This window comes from Curtobacterium sp. MCLR17_039 (genome assembly GCF_003234745.1).
Classification (GTDB): Bacteria; Actinomycetota; Actinomycetes; order Actinomycetales; family Microbacteriaceae; genus Curtobacterium; species Curtobacterium flaccumfaciens.
The window spans coordinates 374006-390259 of the sequence record NZ_QKTF01000001.1 but is presented as its reverse complement, the minus strand read 5'-3'; the positions used below and the strand labels follow the sequence as shown (position 1 = coordinate 390259).

The 16254-nt window shown below is 74.0% G+C and carries 14 protein-coding genes; 4 read left to right on the top strand and 10 right to left on the bottom strand.

Annotated elements, in window-relative coordinates:
• Positions 1-2: 2 nt before the first annotated feature.
• Together DEJ00_RS01885 and DEJ00_RS01880 are read right to left on the bottom strand one after the other, a co-directional pair.
• Positions 3-2861, bottom strand: a complete 2859-nt coding sequence (locus tag DEJ00_RS01885; protein ID WP_111056249.1) for an AAA family ATPase — start codon at positions 2859-2861, stop codon at positions 3-5.
• Between the two features lie 179 nt (positions 2862-3040).
• Entirely contained in the window at positions 3041-5008 is a 1968-nt protein-coding gene (locus tag DEJ00_RS01880; protein ID WP_111056248.1) for a LuxR family transcriptional regulator, read from the bottom strand.
• 261 nt (positions 5009-5269) lie between these two features.
• On the opposite strand from DEJ00_RS01880, the gene DEJ00_RS01875 reads away from it, so the two are divergent.
• Together DEJ00_RS01875 and DEJ00_RS01870 are read left to right on the top strand one after the other, a co-directional pair.
• Positions 5270-6325, top strand: coding sequence for a Dyp-type peroxidase (locus tag DEJ00_RS01875; protein ID WP_111056247.1), 1056 nt, complete (start codon positions 5270-5272; stop codon positions 6323-6325).
• A complete protein-coding gene (locus tag DEJ00_RS01870; protein WP_111056246.1) occupies positions 6322-7128 on the top strand; it encodes a family 1 encapsulin nanocompartment shell protein in 807 nt (268 codons plus the stop codon). Before DEJ00_RS01875 ends, DEJ00_RS01870 begins: the two co-directional genes overlap by 4 nt.
• Before the next feature lie 142 nt (positions 7129-7270).
• Here the strand turns inward: DEJ00_RS01870 and DEJ00_RS01865 are convergent, their stop codons facing one another.
• From DEJ00_RS01865 to DEJ00_RS01835, 7 genes are all read right to left on the bottom strand, one after another.
• Positions 7271-8143 (bottom strand): hypothetical protein, encoded by an 873-nt coding sequence (locus tag DEJ00_RS01865; RefSeq protein WP_111056245.1) that lies wholly within the window; start codon positions 8141-8143, stop codon positions 7271-7273.
• A gap of 298 nt (positions 8144-8441) precedes the next feature.
• Complete coding sequence (locus tag DEJ00_RS01860) at positions 8442-8897, bottom strand: MarR family winged helix-turn-helix transcriptional regulator (protein WP_071247586.1); 456 nt, start codon at positions 8895-8897, stop codon at positions 8442-8444.
• 176 nt (positions 8898-9073) lie between these two features.
• Entirely contained in the window at positions 9074-9724 is a 651-nt protein-coding gene (locus DEJ00_RS01855; protein ID WP_071247584.1) for a GntR family transcriptional regulator, read from the bottom strand.
• 177 nt (positions 9725-9901) lie between these two features.
• The gene (locus DEJ00_RS01850; RefSeq protein WP_111056244.1) at positions 9902-10369 is read right to left on the bottom strand and encodes a DUF1810 domain-containing protein; all 468 of its coding nucleotides are present in this window, start codon (positions 10367-10369) and stop codon (positions 9902-9904) included.
• Positions 10366-11157, bottom strand: a complete 792-nt coding sequence (locus DEJ00_RS01845; RefSeq protein WP_051596878.1) for a YqjF family protein — start codon at positions 11155-11157, stop codon at positions 10366-10368. The genes DEJ00_RS01850 and DEJ00_RS01845 overlap by 4 nt, the downstream gene beginning before the upstream one ends.
• Positions 11154-11552: a hypothetical protein gene (locus DEJ00_RS01840; protein WP_071247576.1), complete on the bottom strand. Its 399-nt coding sequence runs from the start codon at positions 11550-11552 to the stop codon at positions 11154-11156. Before DEJ00_RS01840 ends, DEJ00_RS01845 begins: the two co-directional genes overlap by 4 nt.
• A gap of 65 nt (positions 11553-11617) precedes the next feature.
• Positions 11618-12883 (bottom strand): phosphopantothenate--cysteine ligase family flavoprotein, encoded by a 1266-nt coding sequence (locus DEJ00_RS01835; RefSeq protein ID WP_111056277.1) that lies wholly within the window; start codon positions 12881-12883, stop codon positions 11618-11620.
• 64 nt (positions 12884-12947) lie between these two features.
• Between DEJ00_RS01835 and DEJ00_RS01830 the strand changes: the two genes are divergently transcribed.
• Positions 12948-13739 (top strand): NRDE family protein, encoded by a 792-nt coding sequence (locus DEJ00_RS01830; protein ID WP_181440060.1) that lies wholly within the window; start codon positions 12948-12950, stop codon positions 13737-13739.
• 185 nt (positions 13740-13924) lie between these two features.
• Here DEJ00_RS01830 and DEJ00_RS01825 read toward each other — a convergent pair whose 3' ends face one another.
• Positions 13925-14863: an SDR family oxidoreductase gene (locus tag DEJ00_RS01825; protein WP_111056242.1), complete on the bottom strand. Its 939-nt coding sequence runs from the start codon at positions 14861-14863 to the stop codon at positions 13925-13927.
• Between the two features lie 145 nt (positions 14864-15008).
• Here DEJ00_RS01825 and DEJ00_RS01820 point away from each other — a divergent pair, with 145 nt between their 5' ends.
• Positions 15009-16118: an LLM class flavin-dependent oxidoreductase gene (locus tag DEJ00_RS01820; RefSeq protein WP_111233255.1), complete on the top strand. Its 1110-nt coding sequence runs from the start codon at positions 15009-15011 to the stop codon at positions 16116-16118.
• The last annotated feature ends 136 nt before the right edge of the window (positions 16119-16254 follow it).

Sequence of the window (16254 nt, the reverse complement as noted above, 5' to 3'; positions counted from 1 at the left end):
GGTCAGCCGGATCGGTGCTGCCGGAACCGCGCCGCGAGCTCCCGTCGAGAGGCGACGCCCCACTTCGCGTAGACGTGCCGGACGTGGCTCGTCACCGTGTGGGTCGAGATGAACAGGTCGGACGCGATCTGCTGCGTCGTCAGGCCGGCTGCGACCCGTTCGACGACCTGGGCCTCGCGGGCGGTGAGCCCCGAGACGCCCGAGATGCCCGGGTCGGCGGGGATCGCTCGGACGGTGACACCGACGCTGCGCAGGTGCCCCCGCGACCGTTCGGCCTCGCGCAGGGCACCGGCACCGTCGAACAGCTCCGTCGCCTCCCGCCACACCTCGACGGCCGCGGGCACGGAGCGCCGCCGGAGGGCGCACCCGAGGTCCTCGAGCGCTGCGGCGAGCACGAGCCGGCGGTCGACCCGGCGCAGCCGCTCCACCGCTGCGCCGAGGCTCTCGACGGAGTCGTGGACGAGTCCGTGCACGTGCAGCCAGGTTCCGCCGCACAGGTCGTTGTCCGGGTTCGCCGTGGCCCTGAGCCGCGCCACCCGTTCGATCCGCTCGAGTCGGTCCAGCTGACCCCCTCGGATCGCGATGCGTGCGAGGTGGACGTCGTCGGCGAAGTCGGCCGGGCTCGACATCGACGCGATCGGTTCCTCCAGGCTCCGCCACGCCACCTCGCTGCGGTCGACGGCGGCTCGGACATCGCCGTGGGCGTCCGCTTCGAGCGCCAGCAGCCACGATCCCGAGCGCGCCGATGGGGGATCGGCGAGCAGGGCCTCGGCGAAGTGCCGCGTCCGGTCGGCCGCGCTGCGGTCCCCCTGCAGCAGCGCCGTGCGGAAGAGGACGGTCCCGGCAGTGAGCGCCGCGAACCGACCGAGTTCCAGGTCCTCGGCCAGGTCGAGGACCGACTCGGCCGACGTCTTGGCGTCCTCCAGCCGGCCCTGGTCGAAGAGCACCCTCGTGCGCAGCATCATCCAGGCGGCGGTCGGGCGGGCCAGGTGGTTGCGCCGGGTCTCGATGGCGTTCGCCTCGGCGATGCGTCCGGCACGGTCGGTGTCGCCGAGTGCCCCCGCGAGGAACGCCACCCAGAGCCCCTCGGGCAACCAGGTGCTCGACGACCCCCCGGTGGCTGCGACCCGGCTCATCGCCGACGTGATCGCCTGCGTCGCGTCCGCGAACCGGCCCTCGTTGAAGGCGAGCACGGAGGCACTGGCCTCGAAGGTGGCGACGGCGACCGGGTCCGCGTCGCCGTCGACCGTCGCCCGGGCCTCCCGCAGTGCGGCGGCGAGGTCCGCGTGCCGTCCCGCCTGCGCGAGGTTCAGCGCGCGCACGGCGAGCAGACGCGACCGCACGCCGGCGCTCACGCCGGGCAGGGCCAGTGCGGTCTGGACCGTCCGCAGTGCTTCCGGCGTCGAGCCCTCGGTCTGCAGCCGCGCCAGGGTCAGGTGCAGGCGTGCGTCGTCCTCCGGAGCGAGGCGGCCCTGCAGGTCGTGGAGCAGCGCGCGGGCCTCGGCCGTCCGGCCGCTGTGCCACAGCAGCGGCAGGACGTCGACGACGATGCCGGGCAGCGCCGGGGTGCCGTGCGCGAGGTCGGCGGCGCGGAGGGCGAGCGCCCCGGCCTCGGCGGCGTCCGTGCTCGCGAGGTCGATCGCCACCGTGCGCAGGACCTCGGCGGCGCGGACGTCCCCGCGCTGCGCCACCGCGGCGATGCGCGCGGCGATCGAGACCGGTGGGACACCCTGCCGCAGGAGTTCGTCCACCGCTTGCCTGAGCAGGTCGTCGCGGACGGCCGCGGGGATCATCGACTCCGCCGCCTCGCGGAGGACGTCGTGACGGAACGACAGGTCCGTGCCGTCGTCGACGAGCACCCCCGCCTCGATCGCTTCCTGCAGCCCGGGGAGCAGCCGCTGCGACGGCTGGTCGAGCATCGCCGACAACGACCGCACCGAGAACGAGCGTCCCAGGGTCGCTCCGACCTGCACGAGCTGCTGCGTGGGCTTCGACAGGCGTCGGAGGCCCTCGCGGATCGACGCACCGAACCTCGCGGGCAGCGCGGCGCCAGGCATCGTGGCGACGCCGTCCGCGATCGCCAGCAGGCCTTCGTCGACGAGCCCGCGGACGAGTTCGGCGACGAGGATCGGGATGTGCTCCGTCCGTCGGGCAACACGCAGCACCGAGCCGTCCGGCGTCGCGCCGACCAGGTCGCTGATCATGGCGGCGGTGGCCTCCTCGTCCAGCGGGTCGAGGTCGACGATCCGTCCCGTCGCGGCGAGCTCGTCGACGGTCGCCGTCACCGGCGGGTCCTGGTGCTCGGTCCGGACCGCGACGACCCAGAGCACGGGGACGTCGGCGAGTCGGCGCGACAGCGATCGGAGCACCGCCAGGGACGTCGCGTCGCACCACTGCAGGTCGTCGACGACGACCACGACGCCGTCCGACGCCGCGGCCCGCTCCAGGTCGTCCTGGAGCTGCTGGAGGAGCCAGTACCGTGCCTCCGGGTCGAGCGTCACCGCGCTGAGCCGGACGCGGTCGGAGATCGGCCGGGGCCCGGCGCCGAGCGCGTCCATGATCGGTGCGAGCGGGATCAGGCGTGCGTCGCGGTCCGTGCGACCGACGGCCACGCGGAGGCCGGCCGCGTTCGCCTGGTCGACCACGTCCTCGAGCAGACGCGACTTGCCGACGCCCGCAGCGCCGCGGATGACGAGCACGTCTCCCGCGCCCCGTGACAGACCGGCCAGGGCATCGGCGGCGACGCCCCGTTCGACGCTCCGGCCGCGGATCGGCAGCCCGTTGCTGGGCACGGCGGACACCGGCGCGGAGAACTCGTCTCCGCGGGGGAGCAACTCCTCGTCCGTCAACACGGCGGCCACCAGTCCTCGTCGGTGGCTGGAGTCTACGAACGGACCGTGCGCGGGCGACGGGCCCTGCCGTTACCCCGGCGGCGGGCTCCGGTGACGCTCGCGGGCCGTCCGCCCGGGGTGTCGCGGGTGGTGGCGGGAGCATCCGGGGTCCACGGGGCGGGCGGCCGGCGAGGGTGTCCCTGACAGGGTCACGTCCGGGCGTTGCCCGTCGCGTCGCCTCCCAGTCGCAGGAGTGCATCCCGGAGTCCGGCCCGTGTCGTCACGCCGAGCTTCGGGAACAGCCGGTACAGGTGCCCGCTCACGGTGCGCGGGGAGAGGTACAGCTGCCCGGCGATCTGCTTGTTGGTCAGTCCGGCCGCGGCGAGGGACGCCACACGGCGTTCCTGTTCGCTCAGGTCGACCGCCTCCAGCGCCGTCGGCAGCGGACGGGCGGCACCGGCTGCGCGCAGCTCGCGTTCTGCGCGGCCCTGCCAGTCGCCGGCACCGAGCACCTCGAAGGCGCGCGCCGCCAGCCGGAACTGGCCCCGGGCCTCCAGGGCGTGCATCCCACGACGCAACCACTCGCCGTACGCCAGACGGACGCGGGCCACCTCGAACGGCGAGACGTCGCCGTCGACGCTGGCCAGCGCGTCCTCGAAGAGGGCGCGGGCACCAGGCGTCTCGTCGACGACCGCTCGGCAGGCGAGCAGCACCAGGGAGCGGCGCGGGGTCGGCTGGTCGGTGAACGCCCGTTCTGCCCGGGCCACCAGCGCGGCCCCGTGGTCGGCAAGGCGGAGCCGCGCAGCCGACTCCACCGCATCGAGCAGCTCGATCGGTCCGTAGCTGCTCTCGAGCCACCGCCCCGCCCCGCCCGGTCGCATCGCCGAGCGGCTGTGGGCCTCCTCGAACCGCCCCGTCGCGACGTCGAGTGCCGAGCGGGCGTGCTCCGCTGCCCGGGCGACCAGCGGCGTGCCGTGCTGCGCCGCCCACCGTGCTGCGCGGTCGGCCTTCCACGCCGCCCGCTCCGGCTCGCCCTGCACCGACAGGACCAGGGCCTGCAGCGCCTCCGTCAGCGCGACGAAGGTCCCCGCCTGCCAGCGCTCCGCTGCTCGGTGCACGTGGTCGAACGCCGCGCCCGCCGCGTCGAGCCGCCCCGCCTGGTAGTGCGTCACGGCGGCACGGCACGAGCTGAAGTAGTCGAGGAGCCCGGCGTCGCCCGCCCCTCGGAGCGCTGCCTCCACGTGGTCCCGGCGCGGATCCGTCGAGTCGAGCAGCGTCCACGCGATGTGCAGTGCCACGGCCTTCCACGGTTGCGTGTCGGCAGCGGATCCCAGCACTTCGCGGTACAGCGCGGCACGCTCGTGCTCGGTCCGGCCGGAGCCGTCCACGCAGTCCTCGACGAGCCGCAGCACCGGGTCGAGGTCGCGGTCCGCGGTCAGCGCCAGCGCCTCGTCCCACCAGGAGTCGTGCCCGCCGAGGTAGCAGAGCACGTGCAGCGTCGCGACCAGGACGTCGTCGGCGCCCGCCCGGTCGGGCTCCCCGAGCGCGGCCAGGACGCTCCGCCTGCCGGCGTGCACGTCACCGGACCGGACCGCCCGGACGAACTCGACCGCCGCCACCAGCGACGGACCGGGTCGGGCGCCACGGCGCACGGCCCGTTCGGCTTCGGCGTCGACGAGTCCGAAGTCGCCGGTGAAGGCGGCCGTGACGGCGACGGGGACGTCGGCCGACGGCAGCCGGGCGCCCGATCCGGCCCGGCCCTCGCCCACGGCGACCACCACGACCGTCCCGAGGTCCTGCGCCAGCGCGGCGAGCAGGTCGTGCAGCACGGACCTGGCGTCCTCGTCGAGCGCGTCGAAGTCCTCGACGAGGACGATGCTCGGGTCCGGCCGCGGTGCCCCCGCGTCGTGTGCCCGGACGAGCGCGAGCCACGGGGCCAGCGACGCGGCCTCGATGACGGGGTCACCGCCCACCGCGCGCCACCGGACGACCGTGTGGCCGTCCGCCCGGGCAGCGTCGGCGACGTCCGCGAGCGCCCGCGCCCGGGCGGACGCGTCCGGTCCGGTGACCACCACGAAGGGGTCAGCGACCCCGGGCGGCGAGCCGGCCGTTCGCCCGCCGACGTCGTCGGGCGCGGCGCCGTGCGCCGGTCGTGCGTCCGAGATGCTGATCGTCATCGTCGCTCCTGGATCGTCGGTCGTCCGCCGCCCGGGAGGCCCGTGGCGGCTGCTCCGGACGCTAGCGACGACGACGCGGTCACCACATCACCCCCTGGTCGCCCGGGCATCCCCCCTGTCGGAGCGGGTCATCCGACTCAGGCGTGACGAGGCGCCGAGTGGCGATGCTCGACGGGAGACACCCCACGGCACCGAACCGCACCGTCAGGACGGCTGCGGAGGAAAGGCGGACACCATGGCCTCCGTCCACATCGCAGCCTGATGGTCGGCACACCGGGCAGCCGCGTCCCCATCGACGCGCAGAGCGTCGACGCGCCGCTGTCCCGTTCGGCGGTGTTCCTGACCCTCGACATCGGCCCGGACGACGACGACCTCGCCGCGGTCCGCGACCTCCTCAGCGACCTCGACGGCCTGCTGAAGACGGTCGGGTTCCGTGCCCTCGACGCGCACCTGTCCTGCGTCGTCGGCATCGGGGCGGTGGCGTGGGACCGGTTCTCGCCGCACGCCCGTCCGGACGCGCTGCAGCCCTTCCCCGCCCTGACCGGGCCGGTCCACTCCGCGCCGTCCACCGGGGGAGACCTGCTCTTCCACATCCGGGGCGAACGCACCGACGTCTGCTTCGAGTTCGAACGCCTGCTGCTCGCCGCGCTCGGGGACCACGTCACCGTGGTTGACGAGGTCAGCGGCTTCCGGTACTTCGACACCCGCGACCTGCTCGGCTTCGTGGACGGCACGGCGAACCCGGTCGCGCAGGACCTGGCAGCCTCCGCACTCGTCGGTGCGGACGACCCGGACTGGGCCGGTGGCAGCTACGTCGTCGTGCAGAAGTACCTGCACGACCTGGCGGCGTGGAACGCCCTCGGGACGGACGCGCAGGAGCGGATCATCGGCCGGTCGAAGTCGGACAACGTGGAGCGTGACAGCGCCACCGAGGTCCGGCCGTCGCACAAGTCGCTCGCGACCATCGTCGACGACGACGGGGTCGAGCACGACGTCCTCCGCGACAACATGCCCTTCGGTCGCCCCGGCAGCGGGGAGTACGGCACTTACTTCATCGGCTACAGCGGTGAGCTCTGGGTGCTCGAACGGATGCTGGAACGGATGTTCGTCGGCGATCCTCCCGGGACGTACGACCGGCTGCTCGACTTCTCGCGCGCGATCACCGGAGCGACGTTCTTCGCACCCGCACGCGATCGCCTGGTGGACCTCGCCGCGCTCGCGGCACCACCGTCGCCGTCCGTGGTGACGGCTCCCGACGCCACCGGTCCCGGTCTCGGCATCGGTTCACTCCGCAGCACGGAAGGGCACACGCCATGAACCACCTCCTCCGCGAACTCGCGCCGTTCGGTGCCGACACCTGGGCGGTGCTCGACGCCGAAGCCCGTGACCGGCTGGTCCCGGCGCTCGCCGCGCGGCGCATCGTCGACTTCGACGGACCGCGCGGCTGGCAGTGGTCCTCGGTCGACCTCGGCCGCACCGACGCCGTGACCGGCGGGGTCGCCGACGGCATCACCGCACGGCGCCGCAGAGTCCTGCCGCTCTGCGAGGTCCGCGCGACCTTCACCGTCGCGCTCGAGGAACTCGTGGACTCGTCCCGCGGTGCCACCGACGTCGACCTGGGTGACCTCGACGCGGCCGTGCTGCGGCTCGCGGCCCACGAGAACCGGGCGACGCTCCGGGGGTGGCCGGAGGGTGGCATCACCGGGGCCGGGCAGGCGTCGACCCAGCCCGCACAGTCGCACGACGGCTCACCGGGTTCGTTCCGGGCCGCGGTCACCGCTGCGGTCGCCGCGCTCCGCGACGTCGGGGTCGCCGGGCCGTACGCCCTGGCGTGCAGCCCGCGTGACTGGGCGGACATCGTCGAGACCGACGACGCCGGCACACCCCTGCGTGAGCAGCTCGAGGGCATCACCGGCGGTCAGGTCGAGCGGGCGCCGGGCATCGACGAGTCGCTGCTGATCAGTCAGCGCGGCGGGGACTTCGTGTTCACCGTCGGCGAGGACCTGGCCCTCGGCTACCTGGGCCACGACGCTGTCGACGTCACGATGTACGTCGAGGAGACCTTCGCGTTCCAGGTGAACACCCCCGAGGCGTCCGTCGTCCTCCGCCGGTCACTCTGACGAGCCGCACTGATGTCCACCCGCGCCGACGTGCGCGTCGCGGGTGGGCTGACCGCGACCAGACAACGCAACGGGAGGCCCGTGGCGGATCCGCCACGGGCCTCCTGTTGCGTCTGCCGGTCGCCTTCGCGACCCGCGCCGATCAGTAGAAGTTGTTCGCCTGCGAGTGCCCCCACGCCGCGCACGGGGTGCCGTACGCCGAGCTGATGTACTGCAGGCCCCAGGTGATCTGGGTGGTGGCGTTGGTGCGCCAGTCCGCCGCGATCGTGGCCATCTTCGAGCCGGGGAGCGCCTGCGGGATGCCGGTCGCGCCGCCGTTCGCGTTGACGGCCTGGTAGTTCCAGCCGGACTCCTTGGTCCACAGGTTGTCCAGGCACTGGAACTGGTCGGCACCCCAGCCGTACTCCGACGACGCGAGCGAGGTCGCCGTGGCCTTCGCGCCGGCGACGGTGTTGCCGGCGGCGAGCTTCCGGGCGGCCTCCGCTGCCTCGGCGGCGGCCTTCCGCTCGGCTGCGGCCTTCGCTGCGGCCGCGGCCTTCGCGTCGACGTCCCGCTTGTCCTGCGTGGCGCTCGCCTGCGCGACGTCGGTGGCCGACGCGACCGTCGTCGAGATCCGGTTCGTCAGCGCAGCGCCGGACAGGTCCGGGTAGTCGCTCAGGGCGTCGACACGCTGTTCGAGCGCCGAGGTGTCGACTTTGTCGTTCGCGGTCTGCATGACGGTCTTCGCCGTGGTGATCGTGGCGGCGGCCTGGGCGCGGTCGAGCGCGGTGCCACGCAGGGCGGGCTCCGCGGTCGCCGAGGCGCTCGCGGAGCCGGTCGGCATGCCGAGGGCCTCACCGATGGCGGGCTGCGTGCCGACGGTCAGGGCGCCACCGGCGACGGCGAGGACCGCCGCGCCGCCGGCGATCAGCGTCGCGCGGTGCCGCAAGGCCCGGCGCATCCGGCGGGTGGGGGTGTTCAGGGCCTCACGTCGGGTCGAGGCGGTGGTGGTGGGGAGCTCAGGGGTGTGTCGCATCGGTTCCGCAGGTCGGCGGCTCGGTGGGGGAGGGACTCCTGCTCGCGCGACCGAGGTCGTACGGGCACGCCGGAGGCTGGCGGTGTCGGTGACACCGTCGGCGACGACGAGGAGTCCTCGAGCCGGTGAGGACCGGACGGTGGTGTGGGGCCCGTCCGTCCGCCGGGAGCAGCCGTGGGGTGGCCGCGGTCAGGCGGAGCCGACACCATGACCGGTCAGACTGGGCAGCGCGTCCAGGAACGCTGGCAGAACGGTCCGTCCACCGCTTGGTAACGGTTCGGTAACGGTCGTGCGGAGCCTAGAAGGTGTGAGGTTCCTGGGCGTGCTCGCCCTGGGCGACACGCTCGAGCGCGGCCAGGGCGCCGGCGATCGCCTGGACGTCCGACTCGTCGAGCTCGGCGATGAGCTCGGCGACGATCCCGGTGCGGTTCGCGCGGGCCCGCTCGACCGCTTCGATGCCCTCCGGCGTGACCGTCACCATGAACGCCCGGCCGTCGCGCGGGTCGGCCTCGCGCTGGATGAAGCCGCGCTGCTCGAGCTCGGTCAGGATGCGGGTCATCGTGGGCTTCGTGACCACCTCGATCCGCGACAGGTCGCCGGGGCGCAGGGGTCCGTGCCGTTGGATCGACGCGAGCGCCGACACGATGCCGTACCCGAGCGAGGCCGAGTCGGTGCGGGCCCGGCGGTTGATCCGACCGACCGCGGCGGCCAGGCGTGCGGCGACCTCGGTACGGTCCGTCGGGCGGGGGTTCATGTGCTGCTCCGGGTGCCTGGTTCAGGTGGTCGCCAGCGATGCTATCGGTCCGCGCGGCCCCGGGACTGGGAGCGTCACGCGCGTGCCCGGGCCACCGACCGGGAGGCCCGTGGAACGTCGACCGCCCGCCTCGCGTCGGCGAGACGGGCGGTTCCTGTACGCGGGTACAGGTGGACTCAGTGCTTCTCGCCCGGCAGCTGGTGGATCGCCTCGGTCGCGAGCTCGGCCGCGACGTTGTCGCCGGACTCGGTCGCCGCCCGGAGGCGCCGGAAGTCCTCGGTCATCCGGTCCCAGTCGACCAGCTCGTCGAGGTTCGGCAGCCGCAACCGGAACGCCAGGCCGTCCATCGTGTCGCGGCAGACACGCTGCAGGTTCTCGTTGCCGCACTCGGCGACGTACAGGGCGAAGACGTCGAGGGCGTCGTGGTTGACCGCGGCGACCTCGTGGGCCTCGAGCTCGGTGATCGTCTTGTCGAGCTGCGCGAGGATCTTCTTCCGGGCCGCCGACCCCAGGCGCGGGACCGCGAGTCGGACGACGCCACCGAACAGCACGCCGAGGGTCTGCATCGCCTCGACGACCTCGGTCGGGTCCGGCGTGGTGACGCGGGTGTACCGGTTCGGGGCCATCTCGATCAGGCCGGCGCGGGACAGCTGGCTGAGGGCCTCGCGGATCGGTGTGCGGGAGACACCGAGCCAGGAGATGAGCTCGTCGTCGTTCAGGCGTTCGCCGGGCAGGAGGGTGCCGTCCATGATCGCGTCGTGGATCTTGTGGCGGACGGTGTCACGGAGCAGCTGGTGCTCGGTCGGGGCGCTGCGGGGGACCGGCATGCGTTCTCCTTCGGGGGCGGTGGCGTCGGGGCGCCGGGCGAACGGGCACGGTCGGCATCGCACGTGCTCGCATCACCGTACCTGATATGACAACGGCGTTCCGATCGGCTCAGCGCGTGTCAGTGTCGACGTTCAGATGCCGGTCACGTGCGTCGTGCGTCGTGTGCGTCGCGTGCGTCACTCCTGTTCCGAGTGCTCTCCGAGCAAGCGGAGCGTGGCCGGGTCCTCGGCGCCGTCGTACCAGCGGTCGAGCACGGCGACGAACGGCCCCGCGTCGGCCGCGATCCGGGCGAAGAGCGTCATCGACGACCGGAGCTTCACCGCGTCGATGCCCCCGAGCAGGGCATCGGCGGAGTGGGCGGGGGCGTGGCGTGCGACGTCGGTCGCCGCGAGCAGACGGGGGCCGAGCACCGAGTGTGCCAGGTAGGCGCGGGCTTCGTCCGTCCCGGTGATCGCGTAGCGCACGGCCGTGGCGCTCCGCCCCAGGCCGGCCAGCTGCGGGAACACGAACCACATCCAGTGCGACGACTTCCGGCCCCGACGCAGTTCGTCGAGCGCGACGTCGTGGACACCCTGCTGGGCCCGGACGAAGCGGTCGAGGTCGAACGGGTCGTCGGCCTGTGCGTCGGAGCGTGCGCCCGTCACCGGACGACCCCGCCCCAGCCGTACCGGACGGTCGTGCCGTCGACCACGAGCAGGGAGTCCGGGGCCCGGTCGAACAACCCCGGCATGCCCACGGCGTCGGGCAGGTCACCCTCGAGCCGGTCGAGCGTGGCCGAACGGGTGGTGAGCACCGGGTGCTGTCGCTGCCAGAACAGGGTCTGCGCCAGGTACCGCGCGTGGATGCCGGCGCGGGTGGTGAGCTCGGCGGCCAGCGGGGTGTCGACGACCTCGCCGGCGGTCACCCGCACCGAGGCCGCGTGCTTCGGCCGCGCCGCGCCGGTCGGGCGTTCCTGCCGGAGCGACCGCGCCCACCGCACCGGGTGCAGTGCGCGGGTCGGGTGCCGGACGGATCGGTGCGCCACAGCGTCACCGCGGCGACGGGAACGTGCGTGCGCGAACGTGTACGGCACGCCGAGCAGCGCGTGCGCGGCCACGATGGCGGGCACGTTCGCGGTGTCGACCGTACGGTAGGTCACCCCGCGCCGCCCCTGGTCGTCCACCGTGAGCACCTCGATCGTGACCTCGGTCATGGTGCCGAGCCGCCCGGCAGACGGGAACGGCGGCACGCGGGTCTCCCGGAACACGTACGCCGACAGCCCCACCCAGGCGCTGCCGTCGACCACGTCCGGACGGGTCCCGCGGGGGACGAGCCGCTGCAGCGACGCCGGGTCGTGCCGCCAGTGCGCGAACACGATGTCCTCCCAGGCGTGCTGGGTGACCGGGCGGTGCAGCAACGGCACCGCCGCGCGGGTCCACGACGGCTGGGTCACGGCTTCGGTGCGTGCCGACCGACGCGCACGCCCCACAGCACCAACGGGGCCTGCAGCGGGAGCCGCAGCACCGAGACGAGCCGCATCGCCCGGCTCGAGCGGGGGTGGTCGAGCAGGTCGTTCGCCATCTTCACGTTGGCCGGGAACACCGCCGCGAACAGCGCCGCGGCGGCCCACCCCGAGGCGCGGCGGGTCGCGGGGAACGCGAGCCCGGCGGCGATGCCGAGCTCGGCCACGCCGGAGGCCAGCGTGGTCAACCGCGGGGGCAGCGCGTCCGGCACGATCCGGTCGAAGTGGGTCGGGCGCAGGAAGTGCATGGCACCCGCTGCACCGAGGGCCACCGCCAGGATGGTGGCCGTGCGGTTGGCACGTCGGATCCGCTCACGTCGTCGCATGCGCCCCATCGTGCTCGCCGGTCCTCGGAACCAGGTCAGTGCCGCTTCTCCACGTCAGTGCCCGTTCACGTCAGTGCGGTCGCGACGAGGTCGAGGATCGCCGTCGCCACCTCGGCCTTCGTGCCGGAGGTCTCGCGGACCACCTCGCCACCGGGCACCAGGACCTCGATCGCGTTCTCCTCGCGCTCGAAGCCGGCCGACCAGCCGACGTGGTTCACGACGAGCAGGTCCGCGGGCTTCCGGCTGATCTTGGCGCGCCCGAGGTCGATCCGCGCGTCGCGGTCGGGTTCGGTCTCGGCGGCGAACCCGACGATGATCTGCCCGGTCCGCCGTGCCGCCACGAGGTCGGCGAGCACGTCCGGGTTCCGCACCAGCTCGAGCGTCATGCGCTCGCCCTGGGCGTCCTTCTTGAGCTTCTCGGTGAGCACCTCGGCGGGACGGTAGTCGGCGACGGCGGCGGTCATCACGACGACGTCGGCTTCGGCGGCGGCGGTGTGCACGGCCTCGGCGAGTTCGAGCGCGGACCCGACGGGCACCACGGTCGCGTCCAGTCCCGCGGTCAGTGAGCCCTCGACGTTCGCGGCGACGAGGGTCACGGACGCGCCGCGACGGACGGCATCGGCGGCGATCGCGATCCCCTGGCGGCCGCTCGAGCGGTTGCCGACGAACCGCACCGGGTCGAAGGGCTCGCGGGTGCCGCCCGCGCTGACGACGACGCGGACGCCGGCCAGGTCGCCCTGTTCGCCCCGGGCTCCGGTGCCGGCCCCCGAGCCGTCCGCGTCGCGACGGCCGGCCGGTGCGGGGTGCTGGTCGAGCACGGCGAGCGCGGCGGCGACGATGTCCTCGGGCTCCGCCATCCGACCGATGCCCGCATCGTCGCCGGTGAGTGCGCCGACGACCGGGCCGACCAGGTGGACGCCGCGGTCACGCAGCGTGGCGACGTTCGACCGGGTCGCGGGGTGCTCCCACATCTGCGGGTGCATCGCGGGGGCGACCACGACAGGTGCCTCGGTCGCGAGCAGCGTCGTGCCGAGCAGGTCGCTCGCCAGGCCGTGCGCCATCCGGGCCAGCGAGTCCGCGGTGGCGGGGGCGATGACGACCAGGTCCGCCCGGCGACCGAGCGCGACGTGGCGCACCTCGGCGACGTCGTCCCACACGCTCGTGGTGACGGGGTTGCGGCTGAGGGCCTCGAGCGTCGGCAGTCCGACGAAGCGCAGGGCGCCCTCGGTCGGGACGACGTGCACGTCGTGGCCGCGCTTGACCAGGTCGCGGACGACCCCGACGGCCTTGTAGGCGGCGATGCCCCCGGTGATCCCCACGATGACGGTCAGGGCGCGCTCTGCTGCTGCGTTCACCTGGCTCACGCTACCGGGGCCACGTGCGAGGATCGACGGCATGTGCACCGTCGTCGTCCGCGTCGACCCCGGGTCCGCGTGGCCCGTCACCGTGCTCGCCCTGCGGGACGAGTCGCCCGAGCGTCCGTGGGACCCGCCCGCTGCCTGGTGGCCGGACCGCGACCCGGACCTCCGTGGTGTCCGTGACCGCTCCGCCGGTGGTGCGTGGCTCGCCGCGTCCGACCGAGCAGGCCTGGCCGTGGTGCTCAACCGCGCCGAACCCGTGACGAGCGTCGACGGCACCTGGACGACCCGCGGCGTGGTGCCGGTGGACGCCGTCGCCGACGACCTGCTGCCCGGTCACGACGGCACCCTGCCGACCACGCGGGCCTTCAACCTGGTGCGCGCCACGGCCGAGGGCGCCTCGGTGCTGACCTGGGACGGCGAACAGGTCCGCACCACCGACCTCGGCCCCGGCGTCCACATGGTCACGCACGGTGCGGCCGACGACCCCGCAGCGCCACGCATCGGTCGGTGGCTCGAGGCCTTCCGTGCCGTCGACGCCCCGTCCGGCCCGCCGGTGCTCGGACCGTTCGACGAACTCCGCACCGTGGACTCCGGTGGCGACGCCGGGGACGGCTGGGGCGGCTGGTTCGGCGTGCTGGTGGAGTCCGCAGCGCTGCCGAGCGACCACCCCGACGCGATCCTCCGCGACGTGCACGAGGCCGAGGGCCACATGACGACCCTGTCCATCGTCGCCGCGGCGATCGCGCCGGGCCGCACCGTCCTGCAGCACGCCCGCCTGACCGAACCCGGTCGGCTGGACGGGTCGGTGGAGCTGCACCGCGCCTGACGCCGGCGGCGTGCCGGACCCGCCCCGGGCCTCCCGGCCGTGCCCCGCGCCCGCGCCCGGCGCGCACGACGTCGAGTGGTGCGAGGTTGCGTCCTCGGTGCGACCCGCGCCCCCTCGCACCACGTCCGGAACCTCGCACGGGCCGAGGCGCCCCTCGCACCGTGCGAGGGGCGCGGCCAGCGCGGCTAGAGCGGCGGGCGCGTCCCGGTGAGGTCCTCGGCGACGGCCCAGAGTGAGCGGGCGAGGTCGGCGCTCCGCGCGGATCCGGGGATCGACACGGTGGTGGTCGGACCGGTCATGCCGAACGGACCCGAGGGGCCGTAGTACGCGCCGCCCACCGCGTTCGGCCCGACCGCCGCGTACAGCAGCGGCTCGGTGCCCTGCTCGACGGCCTGGGTGAACGGCAGGGCGCGGTTGCTCGACCGCACCGGCTTCGACCGACCGAGCGAGCGTCCCGCGGCCTGCAGGTTCGTCCGGGTGTAGCCGGGGTGGGCGGCGGTGCTGACCAGGGGCACGTCGGCCTCGACGGTCAGGCGGTGCAGGTGCAGCGCGAGGAGCAGGTCGGCGAGCTTCGACTGCGCGTAGGCGCGCCAGCCGTTGTAGCCGCGCTCCCACTGCAGGTCGGCGAAGCGGATCCGGCCGGGGATCGCGGCGAGGCTCGACATCGTGACGACCCGGGGTGCCTCGGCCAGGGGGCCGTCGGCGAGGGGCGTGCGCGCACGCAGCAGCGACGGCAGCAGCAGGTTCGTCAGGGCGAACGGGCCGAGGAAGTTCGTACCGAACTGCAGCTCGAAGCCGTCGACGGTCTCGAAGCGCTCCGGCGGCGCCATCACGCCGGCGTTGTTGACCAGGACGTCGATCGGACGTTCCTCGTCGACGATGCCGCTGGCGAAGCGGCGGACGCTCGCCAGGTCGGCGAGGTCGAGTTCGCGGACCTCCACGTCGGCTGCGGGGTGGGTGGCGCGGATGCCGGCGGCGGCGGTCTCGCCCTTCTCGGTGCTGCGGACGGCGAGCACGACGCTGGCGCCGGCTCCGGCGAGGCGCAGGGCGGCCTCTTGTCCGGTGCCGCTGTTGGACCCGGTGACGACGATGCGGCGTCCGGTCTGGTCGGGGAGGTTCGGCATGCGGGTGACCGTACTCGTCCGGGCTGGCCGACCCCGGCCGCGCGCCGCCCGGGCCCAGTCCCGGTCCGGCCGCTGACCCCGTGCGCGCACGCCGCCGCCGTGCTATGTTGATGCAAACGCATGGAAGTGCGACCAGGAGGACACCATGAGCAACGCATTCGGCACCGACCGTCCCTCGGACGTCCCGCCGCCCGCACCCGACCGGATCGGACCGCTGCAGCTCGGCCTCGACACCTTCGGCGACGTCACCGAGCGCGCCGACGGCAGCCTGCAGTCCGACGCGCAGAGCATCCGCGACGTCGTCGACCAGGCCGTCCTCGCCGACCAGGTCGGCGTCGACTTCATCGGCGTCGGGGAGCACCACCGAGCCGACTTCGTCGTGAGCGCCCCCGAGGTCGTCCTCGCCGCGATCGCCGCCAGCACCGAGCGCATCCGGATGGGTTCAGCGGTCACGGTGCTGTCCTCCGACGACCCCGTCCGCGTGTACGAGCGCTTCGCCACCGTCGACGCCCTGTCGAACGGCCGCGCCGAGGTCATCCTGGGTCGTGGCTCCTTCACCGAGTCGTTCCCCCTGTTCGGCTACGAGCTGAGCGACTACGAGGTCCTGTTCGAGGAGAAGCTCCAGCTCTGGGCGGCCCTGCGCGGCGGCGACGCCGTCACCTGGTCCGGCACGAAGCGCGCGGGCCTGGTCGACCAGGACGTCTTCCCGAAGCTCGAGCACGGTGCCATCCCGACGTGGATCGGTGTCGGCGGCTCCCCGCAGTCGGTCATCCGCGCGGCGTCGTACGGCCTGCCGCTGTTCCTCGCCATCATCGGCGGGCAGCCCGCCCAGTTCGCCCCGTTCTCGCGCCTGTACCGCCAGGCCCTCGCGCAGCTCGACCTGCCGCAGCAGCCCATCGCGATGCACTCGCCGGGCTTCGTGGCCGCCACCGACGAAGAGGCCGCCGAGCGCTACTGGCCGTACCACAAGGCCGTCACCGACCAGCTCGGCCGGGAGCGCGGCTGGCCGCCCCTCGACGTCGCCGGGTACCGCGCGAGCCTGTCGGCCGGCGGTTCGCTCTACGTCGGCTCCCCGGAGACCGTCGCCCGGAAGGTCGCGCGCAACATGCGGATCCTCGGCGCCTCGCGCTTCGACATGCGGTACGCCACGGGTCGTCTGCCGCACGCCGACATGATGCGCTCGATCGAGCTCTACGGCACCGAGGTCGCACCCCGCGTGCGCGAGCTGCTGGCGCAGCCCGTCCCCGTCGCCTGACGGACGCGGGTCCGGTCCGGTCGGGTCCGGTCCGGTCCGGTCCGCAAAACACCGGTGTTCGCGCTCCACACCACCCTTCGCGGGTGTTCGGAGCGTGGACACCGGTGTCTTGCGTTCAGGTTCCGGCGGGCAGAGG